Raw genomic sequence first — 19,487 nt, 5'->3', positions numbered from 1 at the left:
TTCGGGGGACAAACTCTTAGCGAGTCTTCTTGAGGGTGTAGTCGGCGACCGGGATGCCGCCGAGAACGTAGTTCGTCCCACGGTAACCCGACTTGGTCTTCGACCACTCGGTGCGTGCATACCACTGCATCAGTGGGTGCGTGGTGAAGTTCGACGTGATGCCGCCGCGCGGCGTCTGGTCGATTTCGAAAGTCGAGGCATTCGACGGACCGACGCCGTAGAAATCCTGATACATCCGGTTTCCGACGACCTTGACGTTGGTGTCGGGATATGGGATGAACCCATAGACGCGCGACTGCATCTTGTACTGTCCTGGATCGATCTTGGCCTCCGCCGATCCGGCTCCGACGCTGACTCCCACGACCGCGGCCCCACCGATCAAGGCGCCCGCGATGATTCGATTGATGTTCACAAGTGGTGGACTCTATCGAACCCGTTGCGGCGCAAACGAGCCGAGTCGGTTCCCGGCGTAGAACACTCCATGTTGCCCATGTTCTGGACTGCTTTCGCAGTTGACGACGGCCACGAAGTCGTCTCCCGTGGCTTGCCCGACGTGGTATCAACAGCGCATGCAGGATCGATGGGCGGGCGTCCGGCGTGAGCTGACACCGCTACGCGCCGGCATCGGGCTGGTCGTGACGGTGATACTCGTCGTCGTCATCTGGCAGGGTTATCTGACGATGCAGGGGCGGCAGACCAGCGAAGGCGTCGCGACTGCGGCATGTACCGATGCGCTGCGCTCCGAGATCGAGGCGACGTTCGACGCTGTCGGCGGCGACGCGGCCACCGGGGAGGGCGCCCAGTTCAGCGACGTGGCGACACGGCCGGTCGGGCTCACCGACGACGACCGCGCGATCGTGACCGGCGCCGGTCACAGCGTCGACACCATCGAGGTGGCGTGGGCGATGACCGGCAGCGTCACGATCCCCGGGTACCGATCGAGCGGGGCTGCGTACGGCCCGACGAACACCTTCGCGTGCACCGCTGCCGTGCTCGACGACGACACCGCGGTCGTGGTGCGCAGGACGATCAACTGACCTCGGGCCGTCTTGGTGCGGCAAAGGTCAGTGAGTCAACCGAATGAATGAATCTGCTTTCGTCAGCGCCTTGTCGGGCGCTCTCGATTCGGTGCATCCACCTCGCCCATGTCAGAATCCGAGACGCTACGCCACCGATCCATGTTGGTGCATCGGTGGACGTCGCGGCAAAGCTTTGTCGGGGTGAGCGTTGTGATGCTGCTGTCGGGGGAAGGTCGGCGCGTTCCGTGGGAACGACGCCGGCGGTCTACTTCGATGCTGATGTTCTCAGCTGCGCCGTCCGGCCAGGTGGCCCGATCCGGGCAGCCGTCGGCGGGTTGTTTGGGCTACCACCAGCGCTAGCTCAGCGGACAACCGCAGCACGAAATCAGCACGACCAGGCGCTCGGGGGAGGGTTCTGGATGACAGGGGAGTTGTATCGATGGGCGAACCATCAAAGCGCACACAGGGCCGTCGCGAGAACGGTGAACGACGCACGCCGGTGATGATGGGCCTGACCTCGGCGGCCGTGGCGGCCTCGATCGCGGTCGGCTTCGGCGCCGGCATGGCGCAGGCGGTCCCGCACCAGGGCGGCACCAGCCCGAGTGACACCGCACCGCAGCAGGGCGGGACCACTCCGGAGCAGGCCGCACCGCAGCAGGGTGGCACCACGCCGACCCCGGAGGTTGCTCCGGTCGTGGTGCCCGGACCGGGCACGATCCCGGCGCCTCCGCAGGAAGCGCCCTACCAGCCGTACGTCCAGCCGAGCACCTACACCGCGCCGACGTACGAAGAGTCCTACGACCCGGTGCCGCAACGTCCGCTGACTGCACCGAAACCCGTTGCGCCGGTGCGGCCAATCGCGCCGCCGCCGGAGAAGATCCGCGTCGGCAACTTCATCACCGACATCCCGGAAGGCATGTCGGAGAGGGACGTCAACTCCATCAACGCGTGGTCGGCCTATGGTGAGGCGAAGATCGCGCAGGGTCTGATCTCGGTGGGTGTGCCTGAAGACGAGGCGTCTCGGCAGGCCGCATCGACGATCATCGGTGTGATGACCGGCGGAACTGCTGGCGCGATCGCACTTGGGATTCCGTCTGCTGCGGTGGGAGTCGCGGGTGGAGCGCTCATCGGTGCCGGGGTGGGCGCGATCGTCGGCGCTGCCATGACCTGGCCGGCCCCGGGGCCTCTTGTCGGTCCGGGTGCCGCGATCGGAGCAGGCATTGGTGCCGTCGTCGGCGGCATTGGAGTCGGAGCTGCCGGCGCCGCGGTCGGTGCTGCGATTGGCGGAACAGCTGGCGGCGCAATCGCATACACCCTCGGCGCCGGCGACCCCGGAGCCAACCCGGACGAACCGTGGAAGCCGGGCGATCCGGAAGCCAAGCCGCTACCCAATCCGGACGCCAACCAGTTCGAGCTGAAGCTGTCGCGTGAAGACGCGCAGAAGGCCGGCCTGCCGACGGTGGACTACGTCGTCAATAGGCGTGGCGATGTCGACGCATCGATCGCAGGGTTCGACTTCAACTGGTCTGCGGAGCAGGCGATTGCTCCGTACGGGCTACTCGGAGGAAGTGGACCGCGGGCGATGGACCAGGTCCAGCAGGGTACCAAGCAGCAAGGTGAGAGCGCGGCGAAGTCGATTCCTGGACTTCAGGTTGCCTGGCCCCAAGAAATCGTTGCAAAGTAGCACTTCTCGAGACCGCCAGCACAGACGACAGATGAGGTAATCGCATTGCGAAAGAGGCTTGTGGCGCTGATCGTTGCCGCGGTGACAGCGACGCTGACTATTGTCGGGACTGGAAGTGCGCAGTCGGCGCCGCCAGCGGGACCCGTTCTCGGGAGTGACAATTTCGGCACTTTCGGTGACCACGACTATTAGGACTTTGTTAGGTTGGAAAGGTGTGGTGGCAGAGCGGGCAGGTGCCGATCCAATGGGCCAGTGCGCGTTGGATTTCGCGCAGTACGCCGTAGAGGGTCAGGCCTGCCCAGAGGCTTTTGGGTGGGTCAGCCGCAGGGTGGTCAGGAAGAGGTGGGCGGCGGTGACCAGTGTGGCGTGGTGGTGCCAGCCGAGCCAGGTGCGGCCTTCGAAGTGGTCGAGGCCGAGTCCGGTTTTGAGTTCGCGGTAGTCGTGTTCGATGCGCCAGCGGAGTTTGGCCAGGCGTACGAGGGTGCTGGCGGGTGTGTCGGGTGGCAGGGTGGACATCCAGTAGTCGGTGGGTTCCGCTTTGCCGCTGGGCCATTCGGCGATGAGCCAGAGTACGGGCAGACTGCCGTCGGCGGCTCGGGGGATATCGCGGTTGGCAGGTCGGATACGCAGGGTGACAAAGCGTGAGCGCATCACCGTGGCATGAGCAGTTGGGTCGGGGTTGGTGGGCTGGCGCCAGGTGATTTCGGTGGCCGCGGCACGGCCGGCGGCTATCACGAGTTCTTTGCAGGACGCCGGTGGGTCGGGGTATCGGGGTCCGGCCGGACGGCCTCGGCGGCCTGTGGGCGCCGTGGTGACCGGTACCGCATCGCCAGTATGGGCGGTGGTGGCGGATTTGACCGCCAGCACGTAGTCGATGCCGCGGTCGGTCAGGGCGCGCCGAAACTCGGTGGCGTCGCCGTAGCCGGCGTCACCGACGACCACCGGTGGGATGCGTCCCCAGTCGATGAGTTCATCGATCATCTCCACGGCCATCTCCCACTTGCGGCGGTGCTGCTCGGCCGACGGGATCGCGCAGCGGCGGCGTGCCTGGCTGATCGCTGCCCGACTGGAGTCATCGAGGTCCTCGCCGGTATCGTCCCAGCTCTCAGGTACGAATAGTCGCCAATCCAGCGGAGCTGAGGCAATGTCGGTCGCGGCGTGCACGCTGACGGCGATCTGGCAATTGCCGACCTTGCCGAGGGTGCCCGAGTATTGGCGAGCCACACACGCCGATGCCGGCCCGTCTTTGGCGAACCCGGTGTCATCAACAACCCACGCATCCGGGCTGATCAGATCGCACGCTTTGCGAGACAGTGTTCGCCGCACCGGACCCACATCCCACGGCGAGGTGGTGACGAACTGCTGTAGCCGTTGATGATCCACCCGCAATCGCTGCGCCATCGGCTGCATCGATTTGCGTCGACCATCGAGCATCACGCCACGTAGATACAAGCCCGCGACAGCCCGCCGATCCTTACGGAGCAACGATGAGAACACTTGATTGACAAACGAATCCAGCTCCGTCTCGACCCGCCGCAACTCCCTGTCATCCACCTCACGATTATCCCAGCCGCACCAGCGAAATCCGTTGCGACACACCGACCTAACAAAGTCCTACTATTGCCACGGGACGCTGAATGCCCGACTCACTGCGCCGAAGGGCAAACGCGGAGTCGTTCGAGTCACTGTGACCTCCTTCGGGTTTACCGGCTCCGGCACGGGGTGGAAGAAGAATCCGCGATGCACCGTTGTGATCGGCACGAGTCACATCAGCGCGATAGCATTCAACGAGGAGCACTTCTTTGCTGCCACGTTTGGTCCGCGCCGGGGAGTGAGCGTGAGCCGTGACATCGTCACGGGCTCAGGATTGGTCCAATTCGGAGTCATTCCGTATACGAAGAATTCGCCGGTTCGTGCGCGGCAAGGCTATGGGGTCGGGTTCTTCGTCCTTGTGCCGTGACGTTGTCCATCTGACGTCAGCCCTGCTCTGTGCCGGAAGACCGCCGCTCCCCCAACGCCCGCAGGTACACCGACGCCCACGTCCGGAACGGTCGCCACGCCTCGGCGACCTCGGTCAGCGACCGCTCGGTCCCGTAGCGTTCGGCGACCGCGGCCTCCAGTCGGCGTTCGTGGGTCGGTATGGCGTCGGGGGAGTTGGCGCCGCGCAACACGATCAGCTCGGCGGCAAACGGTCCGACCCCGGTGATCGACTGCACGCGAGTCATTGCTTCGTCGGGGGTCATCGCGCGCAGCTCGGCGGTGTCGAGCACACCGTCGAGCGCGGCGGCAGCGATCGCGTGCAGATACTCGGCCTTCCGACCCGGAAGGTCCAGGTCGAGGCGCAGCACCGTCTCCGGGGACGGGAACGCACCGCCGTCGCCGTGGTCGGCGATGAGGCGTTGTCGGAGATGTGCGGCCTGCGTTATCCGCACCCGCTGCGACAGCACCGACCAGGCCGCTGCCTCGTAGGCGGAGTGGAATCCGCACGGCCGCAGGCCCGGCAACTCGTGTTGTGCCTCTGCGATGACCTCGTCGCGATGCCCGATCTCCGGCCATTCCCGGGCGTCGACGTCGAGTGCGAGGAACTGCATCGCCTGGGCCACAGCGGCCTCGAGGTCTCCCTCGCCGGTGACGGTCACGTCGGCGACCGTGTCCTGCTGGATCAGCGTCAGCTCCGCGACAGACCAGTCCGCGTCCACCCGGAAGACTGTGGTCAGTGTGCCCAGACGCTGTCCGCGGAGCGCGGCGGGAGCGAATCCCTCCCAGAAGTCCTGGCTGGTCGCCAACGACCACGGACCCAAGACGTCATGCCGGACGGTCTTCGTCGTCATCGCGATCCGATCTGCCGAGAACAGATCCTTCGAGGATACGACGCGACAAGCCACGTCGTAGCGGGTCGGCGCGGTCCGCACGGGCGGTCGACGACCGGCGTTCTCCGTACCGACTCGCGGCGATCGAGCTCGCCGCGGCACTGCATGCCGGCGTCGTTTGGGAAGTTCACGCCATCCGAGAAGTGACCTGTTCGCTGCGGGCCCGCCAGGCCGCCACCGCGGTCGCTGCGCACACCGGACCCCAGACGCGTTCGACCGGCGAACGCGACACCGTGTTCATCACCGTGCCGGCCGCCATCACCCCGGTCAGGCCGGTCAGTGCTCGTCGTCGAACCCCGGGATCTCCGAGCCGTGCCACGAGCGCACCCGCTCCGGCCGTGTACACAACCGCGGCCACACCACTGAGGCGCCGCAACCCCATGGGCAGCCGGCCGGCGTGTCCGCCGCCATAACTGGCCGCGCCCCACGGGGCGCCGGCAGCGAGCGCCGTCTGGAAGACGGCGAACCCCGTGAGGAAGGTTGCGGTGATCTCGGTGGCGGGCTGTGACGTCGGCACCATGCCTCCAGAGTAGAGGCCGCAGCAGCGCACCAGGCGCCGAACGATGCAGGTCATAGCGGCCTCCGGGCGCTCGAACCACCCCGGTAGACTCCGAAGAATGTCCAACGTGCCCGCATTCGCCGCCCGCCTGCGTGGCGCCGGTGTGGGCATCGTGGCAGGTGCGGCGGCGGTCCCGGCGCACAGTCTGGCCGGCGGAATGCTGCCCTCGACCGGCATGCTCGTCCTCGTGCTCGCCGGCTGTGCCGGGATCGGGCTGATGTCCGCAGCGCGCGGCACCACCCTGCGGAGGCTGATCGGCCAGCTCGTCGTCGGCCAGGGCGCCCTGCACCTGTTGCTGTCGGTCGGCTCGGGACATGTTCATGTTCCGTCGGCGGCGATGGCGGCCGGCCACTTGGGCGTCGCCGTGCTGGTCGGCCTCGGGCTGTGGTGCGCCGAGCACCTGATCCGCGTGCTGCTGACCTCCATCCGCCGGGTGTTGCGTCTGCTGGCCGTGTCGGCATCCGATGCGGCGCCGGCCCGGCGGCCGGTCACCCATGCGGCCGGTTGCGCTCCGACACTGTTGTCTCTTGCCTCGGGCCGGGGTACCCGCGGCCCTCCGCAGTTCTGCGCTGCCTGACCACTGACCTTCCGCGCGCCTTCTACCGGCCGCGTGAGCGACGGCACCCGTATCGGTGTACGTCGACAGCCGCGCGTGCCGCGGGCGCCATCCATCGCAGTTCTTCCTGCCTGAAAGGGCCCATACCCCATGTCCGACACCATCACCACCAACTCCGCACACCTGGCGCCGCCCCGTCCCCGCACAGTCGCCCGACGCCGGTCGAGGCGGGCCGGTGCGCCCGTCGCCGTGCTCGCCGCGCTGCTCGGTCTGGCGCTACTGGCCGGCTGCTCCGACGACTCCGACACGACCGCCGCCCAGTCACTGACCGTCAGCGACCAGTGGGTCAAGGCGGTGCCGCAGGGGGAGATGACCGCCGTCTTCGGTGATCTCGTCAACGACAGCTCCGATGACCTGCAGGTCGTGTCGGCATCGTCGCCGGCGGCCGGTCGGATGGAACTCCACGAGGTGGTGGCCGATTCGGCCGGTGCGATGACGATGCAGGAGAAGGACGGCGGATTCGTCATCCCCGCCGACAGCACACTCACGTTGGCGCCCGGCGGCGATCACCTGATGCTGTTCGACCTGCCGGCGCCGATCACGCCCGGCCAGGACATCACCGTCGAGCTCACCATGTCCGACGGGTCGACGGCCGGCTTCACCGCGCAGGCCCGCGACTTCCCGGGCGCCGACGAGGAGTACGCCCCAGGCCATGGCGGTGACATGCCGATGACCAGTGAATCCGGTGCCTGACCGGCCACACCGACCCGGTGCCGGCGTCAGTCGGCGGCGTCTCCTCACCGGAGGCGCCGCCGCGCTCGGCGCTGCCGGCGTCGGTGCGGCGGCCACCTCGATGGCCGTCGGAGCAGCCACGCAGCCCACGACTTTCGGCGGCGACACGATCGCGTTCTACGGCGCCCACCAGGCCGGGGTGGACACCCCGCCGCAGGCCCACGCCCAGTTCGTGGCGCTCGATCTGCGCCCCGACGCCGGACGCGACGAACTGATCTCGATCCTGCGGTTGTGGACGGCCGACGCGGCACGGCTCACCGCGGGTCGTCCGGCGCTGGCCGACACCGAACCCGAACTCGCCGCCGCCCCGGCACGGTTGACGGTGACGGTCGGCTTCGGGCCGTCGCTGTTCGACCGGATCGGGCTGGCCGAAGCCCGGCCGCCGTCGGTGCGCGACCTACCGTCGTTCACGATCGATCGGCTCGAGCCGCAGTGGAGCGGCGGCGACCTGCTGTTGCACCTCGGCTGTGACGACCCGATGACCCTCGCCCACGCGTCGCGGGTGCTGCTGAAGAACGTGCGGTCGATGACGACGATCCGCTGGACCCAACGCGGTTTCCGCACCGCGCGCGGCACAGCCGACGACGGTGCGACGATGCGCAACCTCATGGGCAGCGTCGACGGCACGGTCAATCCCGCCCCGGGCGCGGAGATCGACGACCTGGTGTGGGATGCGGGTGCCGGACAGCCGTGGTTCGCCGGCGGCACCACGCTGGTGCTGCGTCGGATCCGGATGGAGCTCGACACGTGGGACGAACTCGACACCCACGGACGGAACCTGTCCATCGGGCGTCGCCAGGACACCGGTGCGCCGTTGACCGGGCAGGACGAACACGACCAACCGGATTTCGGTGCCACGAAGAACGGCATCACGGTGATCCCGGAGAACGCGCACATCGCGCGGGCGCACCACCGCACCGCGCGCGAACAGTTCCTGCGCCGCGCCTACAACTACGACGACCCGCCCGCGCCCGGCGCGGTGAGCGATGCCGGCCTCATCTTCACCGCCTACCAACGCGACATCGACGAGCAGTTCCTGCCGGTGCAGCAGCGTCTCGCCGAGGCCGACGCGCTCAACGAGTGGACCACCCCTGTCGGATCTGCGGTATTCGCAATACCGCCGGGTGTGCGGGAAGGTGGATATATCGGCGAACAGTTGGTGGGAGGTGCGCGATGAAGGATGTCTTTGCCGACTACCACCGCGAGCTCGCGGGCATCGAACGGCGCCTGACCCGCGAGGTACGTCCCGGCGGTCGGCGACGACGTGGTCTGTGGGTGACCGCCGTCGTGGCGGCCACCTCGTCGGCCCTGCCGCTGACCCTGTGGGGTGGCGGGTCGGACGCCTCGATCCTCATGCGTGCCGACACCCTGCTGGTGCTCGCGGTCGCGGCCTTGTCGGCGGCGGCATTGTGTACCCGGCGGTGGGGACTGGCGGCGTGCGCGTTCGGCGTCGGCGGATTCACCTCGGCGTTCGGACTGTTCGCACTCTGGTCGCAGAACACCCTGCCCGAACCCGCGCCCGCCGTCTCACCGATCCACCTCGCCGGCTGGATCGCGACGATCGTGAGCACCGCGTTGTGGGCGGCGGTGGTGACCAGTCGACCGATGACCGATCGAGACCCGAGCGCACCGGCTAGCTGATCGCCGTCAGACCGCGCCGCACCTTCTCCTCGACCGCCACCGCGATCTGCCGATGCCGTTCGGCCCCATCATGATCGCCGATCAGATCGGCGAGTTCGGCCAACACGACGTCCATCGGGCCGAACGAGACGCTCGCGGCGTTGAGGCCCGCGATGGTGCCCGACCATTCGATCAAGATCTGGTAGAGCCGGGCCGCCTCGTCGACCATGCCGAGCTTCACCAATGCGCGGGCATGGAAGGCCTCCATGGACGTCCAGTAGTAGTCGCGGCTGGTGTACGGGTCGGTGTCGGCGATCGCGCGGGCCTCATCCACCCGGCCGGCATCGATGAGTGCGTCCACGTAGACCCACCCCACCGCGTGGGGAGAGCGCTCGAAGATGGTGCCCACCTCCTCGACGAGATGTCCGATCGAGCCACGAAACCAGCCGACGCACAGTTGTCCGATGAGGTCGAACTCGTTGCCCGCGGGCATCCCGGCCGCCCGCAACTGAGCGCTCAGAGCGGTGTATTTACCTGCAGCGGAATCAAGTTCACCTCGCAGCACATCGGTGACGGCATTGAACGCGGAGAGCACCACCACCAGCTCGCCCACCCGTCCGCTGGTGGCGCATTCCATGCCGGCGCGCATCTGCGCGACCGCGCCGGGCAGGTCGATCTGCGACATCCGCAGCAGGAACAGATAGAAGCGGGCCGCCGCCTCATACCCGCGGCTGCCGGACTCCTGGGTCAACTCGAGGAACTCGGTGGCCAGCGCCGGGTACCGATCGCGGCTGTCCGGACCCAGCGCGGTGAAGACGCGGGCGTTGAAGGCGGCGCACCGCAGATCGACGTCGTCGGTCTCCCGCGCCAGCCGCAGCGCCTCCTCGGCGCACTCGATGGCGAACGCGTCGTCGAAACCCTCGAACTCGAAGACGGCGCTGATCAGCAGGCGCACCCGATCGATACCCGTGGCGGTGCCCAGGGCGTCGAGCACGGCAGTCGTCATGACCTCGTCGGCGACGCCCTTGGTGCGGGTGGACCAGATCCCCGGGGTCCGCCAGCACGTCAACGCGGCCACCACCAGCGCCGGATCGTCGACGGTCCGGGCCAGTCGCAAGGCTTGTTCGCGTCGTACCCGGGCGGCCGAGATGTCGCCACGATGAGCCAACGCGGTCACCAGGTCACATAGTGCGTGGACCATCCGCACCCGATCGTCGGTTGATGCGGTGGATCGGCTGTGGCCGGCCAGGTCGTGCAGATCCACCGCGTGCTGCCACAGCGGGGCGGAGTCGGCGGCGAACTCGGTCGAGAAACGATGACGGGCAGCTTCTTCGACGATCGGTAAGGCATCGGCGACGGTGTTGCTCGATGCTCCGAGCGCCGCGTGGACCGCCAGCTCGTCGGTGACCGCCGGATTGCGGTCGGCCAGCAACTGCATGGTCCGCCAGTGCAGCCGGCGGCGGCGCAACGTGGGGATGGCGTCGTAGACGGCGTCGCGCATGAGGACGTGGGTGAACCGCGCCTGGTCGGCGTCGGTGGTGAGCAGCCCGGCCACCACCGCGGAGTCGATGGCGTCGAGCACGGAGTCCTCGGCGTTCTCGTCGGGCCAGAGCCCGATGATCGTGTCGACGTCGGATTCGCGCCCGCACACCGCGGCAAGTCGGAGCATGGTGACGGTCTCGTCGGGCAGTCGCTCCACCCGCCGCAGCAGCACCTCTCGCACGCCGCTGGGCACCACGGTCTGGGCGTCGCGGGCGCCCCGGGAGGCGACGAGTTTCGCCAATTCGCGGACGAAGAGCGGGTTTCCGTCGGTGCGGGAGCGCAGTAGCGCCACCGTCGCGTCGTCGATCGGGTCGAGGCCGGCGTCGGCGGCGAGCGCCCGGATACCGTCGTCGGACAGTCCCGCGAGGGCGAGGTGGTCGGCGGTCGCGGAGACCAATGCGGCTGCGGTGGCCAGCAATTCGGTTCCCGCCTCCGACGGTCGGTAGGTCGCGACGATCAGCACCGGCCGATCGGTGAGCCAGGCCACCAGCTGGCGCAACACCTGCAGGGTGGCGCTGTCGGCGCGATGGGCGTCGTCGATGATCAGGGCCACCCCGTGACCCTCGGCGGTGCGGGACTCGCAGGCACCACGAACCTGGCGGGCGATCAGGAACGGGTCCTCGATCTCGTTGTCGCCGGCCAGTTCCGCAACCACCTCGCGCCACGCCCACGCGGTCGGCGCGCCGTCGACCTCCGGGCAGTGACCGGTGGAGACCACCCACCCCGCCGCACGCAGGCGGTGCCCGAACGTCCGTGCCAGGGTGGTTTTGCCACCGCCGGCCTCCGCGGTGATCCACACGATCCGCAATCCGGTGCGCCGGGAGGTCTCTGCGTGCTCGGCGAGTTTCTCGAGTTCGGATTCCCGCCCGGCGAACTCCCGGTGTTCCGGATCGGCGGTGCGGTCCACCTCGGGTGGGGCGGCGACGGTGGCCGGCGGGGTCTCGGGAGCCCGTGTCGCGGTGGGTGCATCGAGCGCGGGATGCTGTTGCAGGATGTCCGATTCGAGAGTGCGGATCTTGGCCGACGGGTCCACCCCGAGTTCGTCGGCGAGGAACTCGCGCAGCGTCCGCAGGGTGCGCAGCGCATCGGCCTGACGCCCCAGCCGGTACTGCGCAAGGGCCAGGAGTCCGAACAGCTCCTCGCGGGTGGAATGGGCCTCGCACAGCGCGGGCAGTTCGGCGACCACCTCGGTCGGCCGGCCCAGATCGAGTGCGGCGGCAGCACGCTGCTCGACGCTGTGCAACCACAGCTCGCCGAGGCGCGCCACCTCGGGTCCGGCCCACTCGTCGGCGGCATGCGGACCGAACGGGTCGCCGCGCCAGAGCGATTGCGCCTCGCCGAGGCGGGCATAGCGTCCGGCCGGGTCCGGGTCGGCGGTGGCGGCCAGATCGGCGAAGCGCCACAGGTCCACCGCATCTCGGGGTAGTCGCAATGCGTAGCCGGGAGGCTCGCTCACCAGGATCCGCGCCGGGGTGCGCGGCGCCCGCTGCGGTTCGAGGATGCGTCGCAGGTTGGAGATGTGCACCTGCAGACCGGCGAGAGCTTTGGGCGGCGGCTCGCCGTCCCAGAGGTCCTCGATGAGTCGATCGGTGGAGACCACCCGGCCATCGGCGGCGGCGAGGCGCGCCAGCACCGCACGTCCACGCCGCGATTTGATCTCGGCCGGCCGCCCGCCGACGTCGACGCGGACGGTCCCGGACAGGGTGAGCGACACGGCGGGACCCGCCTCGACGTCCATCGACACCGTTCACGCTCCTCGGCGACGCGGCGCGCGATCCGCCGCCCTCACGGAAGATTATCGCCGCGACGTGCGTATTGCGTGGGGTTCATCCGTCTGGGGGACGACTGTCCGATTCTCTCGGCGAACTCCGGGGTTCTGTCGGCGACATCGTGGGTTCCGTCGGCGGGTTCGGGGGTCTGTCGGCGGCTCGCTGCAGGCCGATCACCTCGGTGCTACGCTGTGCGACATGGAGTCGGTGACTCACCGTGAGATGCGCAACCGCAGCGCGGAGCTGCTCCGGCGCGTGGAGGCGGGGGAGTCGATCATCGTCACGAACAACGGGCGGCCGGTGGCTGTGATCAGTCCGCTCGAACGCCGCGTACTCGAGGAACTCGTCGACCAGGGCCATGTGCGACGAGCCACGCGCGCTGTCGCCGACCTCCGCGACATCGAACGCACCGCAAGTGCGTTGAGGACGGATCAGATCCTCGACGACACCCGGGGCCACTGGTGAGTCTCACCTATGTGGACACCTCTGCGGCGATGAAGTTGATCGTCGATGAGCCCGAGAGTGAGCCGCTGCTGAGTTCCCTGACGTCGGCCCCGGCTCGGCGTCTGATCGCATCGTGGCTGCTACACGCCGAACTGCACTGTGCCGCCGGCCGATACCCGGACGTGGTGAGTCCCGAGGCGCTTTCGGCTGTCCTCGCAACGATTGACCTCATCGACCTCACTCGGGGTGACATGATCGCTGCGGGCACGTACGCCCCGCTCCGGTCGCACGATGCCATCCATCTCGCGGTCGCCATCCGGGTAGGTGCGGACGACTTCCTCACCTACGACGATGAACTCGCTGCCCGCGCCAGTCGCGCCGGCTTGCGGGCGCTGTCTCCGCGCTGATCGGCGAGGGGGCAGGGCTCAGAAGGTGCGGTCCCAGCGGACCACGGACTTCATCACGTCCGGAAACTTCTTCTCGGCATAGCGCAGGTACTCGTCGATGTGCTCGGTCATCTCGGACATCGATGCCGGGGCGTCATGCCGTTGCATCGCCTGGAAAATGGCATCGTGCGCGGCCAGCGTGGCCTTGCGGCGGGCGAGCGGGAAGTCGAGGCCGACGATGGTGCTGTTGGTGACCTCGAGCAGGGAGTCGGCGAGATACCCGAGCAGCGGATTCTCCGTCGACCAGGCGACGATGTCGTGGAACTGCTTGTTCGCCTCGAGGAAGACGTAGCGGTCGCCGTTGAGCGACGACCGCATCTGCTCGATGTTGGCCGCGATCTCGTCGAGTTTCGTGTCGGTGATGTTGGTCGCCGCCACCTGGGTGATCACCGGCTCGATCGCCAGGCGCGCCTCGAAGATCGACTTCAGCGGCGCGTTCTGCAACTGCATCAGCAGCACGAAGGCACCTGACAGGAATGAGGCCGTCGGCGTCTGGAGCACCGGGCCGCCACGCGGTCCGGGTTTCATCACGATGACGCCCTGGAATTCGAGCAGCCGCAACGCCTCGCGCAGCGTGCCCCGGCCGATCTGGTAACGCTCCACCATCACCTTCTCGGGTGGCAGCAGATCTCCCGGACCGAGGCCGGCGTCGTGAGCCTCCTGGATGATGCGCTGGCTCACGACGACGGCGGCCTTGGGTGATCTCCCCCCGGCGGTCATGTCTGTCCACCCACGACGGTTCTCCTGCGCTCCACTGGTCCCCCCCAACCTCGGTGTACGCGTCTGATTGCCACAGCCGCGTTTCCTGTCATCCATAAGGTACATATGTTTGCCAGGAATTGGGGTGTGCTTTGCGGGAATGTCCGGTATGGGAATCGCGTTGCCGATACCCGCTCAGGCGACGGTGACCTCGTGCATGTTGATAGTGGCCCCTGCGAAGGCGAAATTGGCGAGGTCGGCGCTACCCTTCTGTCCCTCGGGGGAGCCGAGCGCCTCGATCGCCGCCTCCTTCGACGGGAACGTCAACACACCGACCACGAAGTTCTCCGGCGTTGAGCCGTCGAGCATCTCGCAGACACCCCATTCGAACGACGTGATGCCGGGCATGCTCGCGGTCAGCGGTGCGTGCACCGTCCGATAGTGGTGGAGGAAGTGTTCGGGATCCTCGGGGTGGTGGTAGTTCACGGTGATGCGGAACATCGTTGTCTCCCAGGGTGCTCGGTGATCAGTTCGAGGCGAGATGCGCGGTCACGGCCTGGTTGACGTAATCGATGCCATCGTCGGAGCCGGGCAGGATGTTCACGAACTGAAAGAACCCGTGCATCTGTCCCTCGAAGACCTTGGACTGCACGGGGATCCCGGCATCGGCGAGTTTCTGGGCATAGGCCTCGCCCTCGGCGCGCAGCACGTCGTGTTCGGCGATCAGGACCACCGCCGGTGCCACCCCGGTCACATCGCCCTGCAGCGGGGAGGCGTCCCAGTTGGCGCGGGAGGCCGCATCGGGTGCATACAGATCCCAGAACCAGACCATCGACTTGGCGTCGAGCATCAGCTGATTGGCCGGATCGCGGTAGGTGGCGTTGTCGGTGTCGCTGTCGGTGACAGGGTAGATCAGCACCTGCAGGCCGATGTCCGGGCCGCCCTCGCGTACCGACCGCTGCGACACGATGGCCGCCAGGTTGCCGCCGGCGCTGTCGCCGCCGACCAGCAGCGGCCGGTCGGGGAACCGCTGAGCAGTCCACCGGGTGACGTCCCAGGCGTCGTCGGCCGCTGCCGGATATACGTTCTCCGGTGCCAGCCGGTACTCCGGCAGCACCACGATGCAGTTTGTACCCGCGGCGACCTTGCGGGCCAACGTGTCGAACTGGTCGCGGGTGCCCACCACCCAGCCGCCGCCGTGGAAGTAGATGAGCACACCGGCCGGACTGTCCGACGGGGTCAGCACGCGCACGCCGATGGACTGTCCGTCGGCGGTGGGGATGTCGACGTCCTCGACCTCGGTCATGTCCGGGCCGGGTCCGATCAATTCGATGAAGCCGTCGTTCATCGCGCGGACCTCGGCCGGGGTCATCTCGTAGAGCGGTTTGGCGCCCGCTTCGGCAGATTGCGCCAGGAATGCCGATGTTGCCTCGTCCAGTGCCATGAGGTTGTTCCTTATCTGTGGTGGGAATCGGGGGGGGGACTCCTTCGGGAGTACCGAATAATGATGCGCATCATATGGAGCGATAAGAAGATATGTCAACGGTCACATTCCGGGCAGTCTAGGTTGGCTGTCACACTGGTGCTGTCGAGTGGCCGTGGACAAACGGACCGAACATGGCTAACCTGTGACTCAAGCCATTCATGCGCATCATTGTCAGCATCACGGTCGCTGACCTGAGACGAGGAGGAGTCCCCGATGACCTCGACGAAGCCACGTTGTCCGGTGGTCGGTTTCGACCACAACTCGACGTACCACTCCGAGCACCCGGTGGAGTCCTACCGCGAACTCCGCGAAGAGCACGAGGTGGCGTGGAGCGAGGCGAACGGCGGCTATTGGATCCTTGCCGGCTATGAGCCCGTTTTCGAGGCGGCCCGCGACGACGACACGTTCACCTCCCGGCGCACCCCGCACGGCGGTGAAGGTCTGTCGGTGGTGATCCCGAAGACGCCGATGCACGACCACATCCCGATCGAACTGGACCCGCCGGAGCTCATGCCCTACCGCAAGGTGGTCAACAAGATCACCGCCCCGGCCGCGGTCGAGAAGATGATGCCGATGATCCAGCACTACGTGACGTGGTTCCTCGACGAGGTCATCGAGACCGGGAAGTGCGACTTCGCCTCCATCATCGGCGTGCCCTCGATCGTGACGATCGATTGGCTCGGCCTCGACGTCGACGACTGGGATCGCTATTCCCAGGCCCATCGCGCCACCCTGGCCTACCCGCAGGACAGTCCCGAGTTCCTGCACGCGGTCAACGAGGAACTGCCGGTGCTGACCGAGATGGTCAAGAAGCGCATCGCCGAGCGCAAGGCGGAGCCCAAGGACGATGCGATCAGCTTCCTGGTCCACTCGGAGATCGACGGACGTCCGATCACCGAGGAGGAGACCTTCTCCATCGTCGAGCTGCTGATCTCCGGCGGTGTCGGCACCACCGCGTCGCTCGTCGGCCAGTCGCTGATGTGGCTGCACCAGCATCACGACGTGCGTCAGGAGCTGATCGACGACCCGTCGCTCATCGATCACGCCCTCGAGGAGTTCCTGCGGTACTTCTCGCCGACGCAGGCGCTGGCCCGCACGGTCACCCACGACACCGAGTTCCACGGCTGCCCGATGCGCGAGGGCGACCGCGTGCTGCTGAGCTGGGCGTCGGCCAACCGCGACGAAGCGGCCGGGTTCGACGACCCCGACGACCTCGACATCCACCGCTGGCCCAACCGGCACACCGCATTCGGCGTCGGCGCCCACCGCTGCGCCGGATCGCACATCGGTCGCGCGATGGCCAAGGAACTCATCACCCAGATCCTCGAGCGCATGCCCGACTACGTGGTCGACGAGGACAACACGGTGCGCTACGAGCGCCAGGGTGTCAACGTCGGATTCCGCAGCCTGCCCGCCACCTTCACCCCGGGGGAGCGTCGCGGAGGCGAGTGATCCGGCCTCTCCACCAGCACACAGCGGCCGCCGACATCTGGAGTCGGCGGCCGCTGCCGTTCACCACATCTCGACGAGGAGAACTCTCATGACCACTGCATCCGCGGTCACCACCGTCATCGACGGCCGGGCCTTCCTGGAATGCCCGCGCTGGCACCAGGGCCGGCTCTGGGTGTCGGACCTCTACGCCAAGGAGGTGTTGTCGCTCAACGTCGACGGCACCGACGTGCGGGTGGAGGCCACCCTCGACGATCAGCCGTCGGGCCTCGGTTGGCTGCCCGATGGGCGGCTGCTGATCGTCTCGATGGTCGACGGCCTGCTGCTCGTGCGCGACGACGCCGACGATCCGACGTCGTTGTCGGTGCACGCCGACGTGTCGTCGCTGGCCACCGGCAAGCTCAACGACATGGTGGTCGACGACGCGGGACACGCCTTCATCTCGACCTTCGGCATGGAGTTCCGCTCACGCTCTTATGTCGAATCGGCGGTGCTGATCCACGTCGCGCCCGACGGCGCGGCCGATGTCGCCGCCGGCGATCTGTTGTTCCCCAATGGTTCGGTGATCTTCGGATCCGCGGCCGACGAGGTACGCACCCTGGTGATCGCGGAGAGCATGGGCAACCGCTTGACCGCATTCGACGTCGACCGCTCCGGTGGGTTGTCGAATCGACGGGTGTGGGCTGCGTTCGGACCCGAGGTGCCGCGCACCTCGGTGCGCGATGCGATGGCGGCCGCACAGGTGGCGCCCGACGGTATCTGCGCCGGCGCCGACGAGACCATCTGGGTGGCCGACGCCCTGCACCAGCGGGTCATCCGGGTCGCCGAGGGCGGCCAGATCGTCGACGAGAAGGCTTTCCCGACAGGAGTTTTCGCGTGTGCGCTGGGCGGTCGTGACGCCGACGTGCTGTTCGGGTGCGCGGCCGAGTCGTCGTCGGAGCACAAGCGGCGCGACACCCGGGAGGCCAGTCTGCTGTCGATCCGGCTGTGACGTAACTGTCTGTGACGTAACTGTCTGGGGCACACAACCGAAAGGCCCGGAACCTCCGTGGAGGTGTCCGGGCCTTTCGGGCGATCGGGGCTGGTGTCAGCCGACCTTCTGGATCAGCTTGGTCTCGAGATAGGCCGACAGCCCCTCGACATTGCCCTCGCGGCCCAGGCCGGACTGCTTGTAGCCGCCGAACGGCTGCACCACGCACATGTCCCAGCTGTTGATGGAGATCTGGCCGGTGCGCACCCGGCGCGCCACGGACTCGGCCAGCGCGGTGTCCTTGGCGTAGACCGCGCCGGACAGGCCGTAGTCGGTGCCGTTGGCGATCTCGACGGCCTCATCGATGGAGTCGAACGGGATCACCACCACGACCGGACCGAAGATCTCCTCCTGCGCGATGCGCATGTCCGGGGTGACGTCGGCGAACAGGGTCGGCTCCACGTACCAGCCCTTCTCGAGCCCCTCGGGACGCCCGCCACCGGTCACCAGGCGCGCACCCTCGGCCTTGCCGATCTCGATGTAGTCGAGGACGCGCGTGCGTTGACGTTCTGCCGCAAGCGGTCCCAGGATGACCGAGTCGTCGCGGGGATCACCGATGCTGAGCGACTCGAAGATGGTCTTCATGGTCTCGACCACCTCGTCCTGACGCTCGCGCGGTACCAGGATGCGGGTGATGGCCGCGCAGACCTGACCGCTGTGTCCGATGCCGGCGAAGGCCAGTGCCGGGAAGACCTCGTCGAGCGAGATGTCGTCGGCGATGATGCCGGCCGACTTGCCCCCGAGTTCCAGGGTGACCCGGGCGATGCGCTCGCCGCACAGGCTCATGATGCGCCGACCGGCCGCCGTCGACCCGGTGAAGGCGACTTTGTCCACCGACGGATGGGTGACGAGGTGTTCGCCCACCTCACGCCCGCCCGGGAGCAGGCTCACCACGCCCTCGGGCAGCCCGGCGGCCTCGAGTGCCTCGGCCAGCATCATCGTGCTGACGGGGCCCTCGGGGGCCGGCTTGAGCACCACGGTGCAGCCGGCGGCCAGTGCCGGGCCGATCTTGAGCGACGCGGTGGCCACCGGACCGTTCCAGGGGATGATCGTCGCGACCACACCGATCGGCTCGCGCACGATGGTGCCGTGGCCGCCCTCCCAGTCGCGTTCCTCCTCGAAGTCGAAACGCTCGTGCAGGGTGGAGGCATCGCCCCACATCTTGATCGCATTGTTGTGGAACGCGGTGGACGCCGCGGCCGGCGCACCGATCTCCGCGGTGAAGGCCTCGGCCATCCCGTCGAATCGTTTCGCCACTTCCTCACCGACGCGGACGAGGTACTGAGCGCGCTCGGCGGCCGACATCCGTGGCCACGGTCCCTCGTCGAACGCCTTGCGCGCCGCGGCCACGGCCTTGTCGACGTCCTCGGTTTGCGCCTCCGGCACCGTGGCCAGCAACTCTTCGGTGATCGGGGAGACCACCTCGATCACCTTGTCGCTGGACGGGTCGGTCCACCGGCCGCCGATGAGCAGCTTGTCGTAGCTCTTCAGGGTGGTGGGCACGGTTGCGGTCATCGGGTCT

Annotated in this window: 19 protein-coding genes; 10 read left to right on the top strand and 9 right to left on the bottom strand. The window is 67.7% G+C overall.

The genetic code is table 11. From position 1 onward, the window contains the following. Nucleotides 1–16 precede the first annotated feature (16 nt). A complete protein-coding gene (locus NWF22_RS09180; protein WP_258321368.1) occupies nucleotides 17–412 on the bottom strand; it encodes a hypothetical protein in 396 nt (131 codons plus the stop codon). Nucleotides 413–569: 157 nt separating this feature from the next. Here NWF22_RS09180 and NWF22_RS09175 point away from each other — a divergent pair, with 157 nt between their 5' ends. Further along, nucleotides 570–1,037 (top strand): hypothetical protein, encoded by a 468-nt coding sequence (locus NWF22_RS09175; RefSeq protein WP_160904592.1) that lies wholly within the window; start codon nucleotides 570–572, stop codon nucleotides 1,035–1,037. A gap of 421 nt (nucleotides 1,038–1,458) precedes the next feature. Next, entirely contained in the window at nucleotides 1,459–2,703 is a 1,245-nt protein-coding gene (locus tag NWF22_RS09170) for a hypothetical protein (protein WP_160904593.1), read from the top strand. Nucleotides 2,704–2,991: 288 nt separating this feature from the next. On the opposite strand, the gene NWF22_RS09165 is transcribed toward NWF22_RS09170, so the two are convergent. The 3 genes from NWF22_RS09165 to NWF22_RS09155 all read right to left on the bottom strand — a co-directional run bounded on the left by NWF22_RS09165 (nucleotide 2,992) and on the right by NWF22_RS09155 (nucleotide 6,093). Continuing rightward, nucleotides 2,992–4,257 carry an IS701 family transposase gene (locus NWF22_RS09165; protein WP_258321367.1) on the bottom strand — a complete coding sequence of 422 codons (1,266 nt, stop codon included), beginning with the start codon at nucleotides 4,255–4,257 and terminating at the stop codon, nucleotides 2,992–2,994. A gap of 422 nt (nucleotides 4,258–4,679) precedes the next feature. Further along, the gene (locus NWF22_RS09160; RefSeq protein ID WP_160904618.1) at nucleotides 4,680–5,534 is read right to left on the bottom strand and encodes a DNA-3-methyladenine glycosylase family protein; all 855 of its coding nucleotides are present in this window, start codon (nucleotides 5,532–5,534) and stop codon (nucleotides 4,680–4,682) included. Nucleotides 5,535–5,700: 166 nt separating this feature from the next. Then, nucleotides 5,701–6,093 (bottom strand): hypothetical protein, encoded by a 393-nt coding sequence (locus tag NWF22_RS09155; protein WP_160904619.1) that lies wholly within the window; start codon nucleotides 6,091–6,093, stop codon nucleotides 5,701–5,703. A 97-nt stretch (nucleotides 6,094–6,190) separates the two neighbouring features. Here NWF22_RS09155 and NWF22_RS09150 point away from each other — a divergent pair, with 97 nt between their 5' ends. The 4 genes from NWF22_RS09150 to NWF22_RS09135 all read left to right on the top strand — a co-directional run bounded on the left by NWF22_RS09150 (nucleotide 6,191) and on the right by NWF22_RS09135 (nucleotide 9,121). Then, nucleotides 6,191–6,709, top strand: coding sequence for a hypothetical protein (locus NWF22_RS09150; RefSeq protein ID WP_160904620.1), 519 nt, complete (start codon nucleotides 6,191–6,193; stop codon nucleotides 6,707–6,709). Between the two features lie 129 nt (nucleotides 6,710–6,838). Beyond that, on the top strand, nucleotides 6,839–7,441 hold the full coding sequence (locus tag NWF22_RS09145; RefSeq protein WP_160904621.1) for a copper chaperone PCu(A)C: 603 nt from the start codon (nucleotides 6,839–6,841) through the stop codon (nucleotides 7,439–7,441). Continuing rightward, on the top strand, nucleotides 7,434–8,657 hold the full coding sequence (locus NWF22_RS09140; protein WP_258321366.1) for a Dyp-type peroxidase: 1,224 nt from the start codon (nucleotides 7,434–7,436) through the stop codon (nucleotides 8,655–8,657). Before NWF22_RS09145 ends, NWF22_RS09140 begins: the two co-directional genes overlap by 8 nt. Continuing rightward, on the top strand, nucleotides 8,654–9,121 hold the full coding sequence (locus NWF22_RS09135) for an Rv2732c family membrane protein (protein ID WP_160904622.1): 468 nt from the start codon (nucleotides 8,654–8,656) through the stop codon (nucleotides 9,119–9,121). The genes NWF22_RS09140 and NWF22_RS09135 overlap by 4 nt, the downstream gene beginning before the upstream one ends. Here NWF22_RS09135 and NWF22_RS09130 read toward each other — a convergent pair. Next, entirely contained in the window at nucleotides 9,114–12,380 is a 3,267-nt protein-coding gene (locus tag NWF22_RS09130; RefSeq protein WP_160904635.1) for an ATP-binding protein, read from the bottom strand. The two genes, NWF22_RS09135 and NWF22_RS09130, sit on opposite strands and share 8 nt — an antisense overlap. Nucleotides 12,381–12,609: 229 nt before the next feature. On the opposite strand from NWF22_RS09130, the gene NWF22_RS09125 reads away from it, so the two are divergent. Together NWF22_RS09125 and NWF22_RS09120 are read left to right on the top strand one after the other, a co-directional pair. Then, nucleotides 12,610–12,876 (top strand): type II toxin-antitoxin system Phd/YefM family antitoxin, encoded by a 267-nt coding sequence (locus NWF22_RS09125; protein ID WP_160904623.1) that lies wholly within the window; start codon nucleotides 12,610–12,612, stop codon nucleotides 12,874–12,876. After that, entirely contained in the window at nucleotides 12,873–13,262 is a 390-nt protein-coding gene (locus NWF22_RS09120; protein WP_160904624.1) for a type II toxin-antitoxin system VapC family toxin, read from the top strand. Before NWF22_RS09125 ends, NWF22_RS09120 begins: the two co-directional genes overlap by 4 nt. An 18-nt stretch (nucleotides 13,263–13,280) precedes the next feature. Here the strand turns inward: NWF22_RS09120 and NWF22_RS09115 are convergent, their stop codons facing one another. The 3 genes from NWF22_RS09115 to NWF22_RS09105 all read right to left on the bottom strand — a co-directional run bounded on the left by NWF22_RS09115 (nucleotide 13,281) and on the right by NWF22_RS09105 (nucleotide 15,444). Beyond that, nucleotides 13,281–14,021, bottom strand: a complete 741-nt coding sequence (locus tag NWF22_RS09115; protein ID WP_160904625.1) for a FadR/GntR family transcriptional regulator — start codon at nucleotides 14,019–14,021, stop codon at nucleotides 13,281–13,283. 174 nt (nucleotides 14,022–14,195) lie between these two features. Beyond that, nucleotides 14,196–14,501, bottom strand: coding sequence for an EthD family reductase (locus NWF22_RS09110; protein WP_160904626.1), 306 nt, complete (start codon nucleotides 14,499–14,501; stop codon nucleotides 14,196–14,198). A gap of 25 nt (nucleotides 14,502–14,526) precedes the next feature. Beyond that, nucleotides 14,527–15,444, bottom strand: a complete 918-nt coding sequence (locus tag NWF22_RS09105) for an alpha/beta hydrolase (protein ID WP_160904627.1) — start codon at nucleotides 15,442–15,444, stop codon at nucleotides 14,527–14,529. Nucleotides 15,445–15,699: 255 nt separating this feature from the next. Between NWF22_RS09105 and NWF22_RS09100 the strand changes: the two genes are divergently transcribed. Together NWF22_RS09100 and NWF22_RS09095 are read left to right on the top strand one after the other, a co-directional pair. Further along, a complete protein-coding gene (locus NWF22_RS09100; protein WP_160904628.1) occupies nucleotides 15,700–16,938 on the top strand; it encodes a cytochrome P450 in 1,239 nt (412 codons plus the stop codon). 88 nt (nucleotides 16,939–17,026) lie between these two features. After that, nucleotides 17,027–17,926 (top strand): SMP-30/gluconolactonase/LRE family protein, encoded by a 900-nt coding sequence (locus NWF22_RS09095; RefSeq protein ID WP_160904629.1) that lies wholly within the window; start codon nucleotides 17,027–17,029, stop codon nucleotides 17,924–17,926. Nucleotides 17,927–18,022: 96 nt separating this feature from the next. On the opposite strand, the gene NWF22_RS09090 is transcribed toward NWF22_RS09095, so the two are convergent. Next, nucleotides 18,023–19,480, bottom strand: a complete 1,458-nt coding sequence (locus tag NWF22_RS09090) for an aldehyde dehydrogenase (RefSeq protein WP_160904630.1) — start codon at nucleotides 19,478–19,480, stop codon at nucleotides 18,023–18,025. Nucleotides 19,481–19,487: the final 7 nt, after the last annotated feature.

This window comes from Gordonia mangrovi, assembly GCF_024734075.1.
Lineage (GTDB): Bacteria > Actinomycetota > Actinomycetes > Mycobacteriales > Mycobacteriaceae > Gordonia > Gordonia mangrovi.
This window is presented reverse-complemented; position numbering and strand designations above follow the sequence as displayed.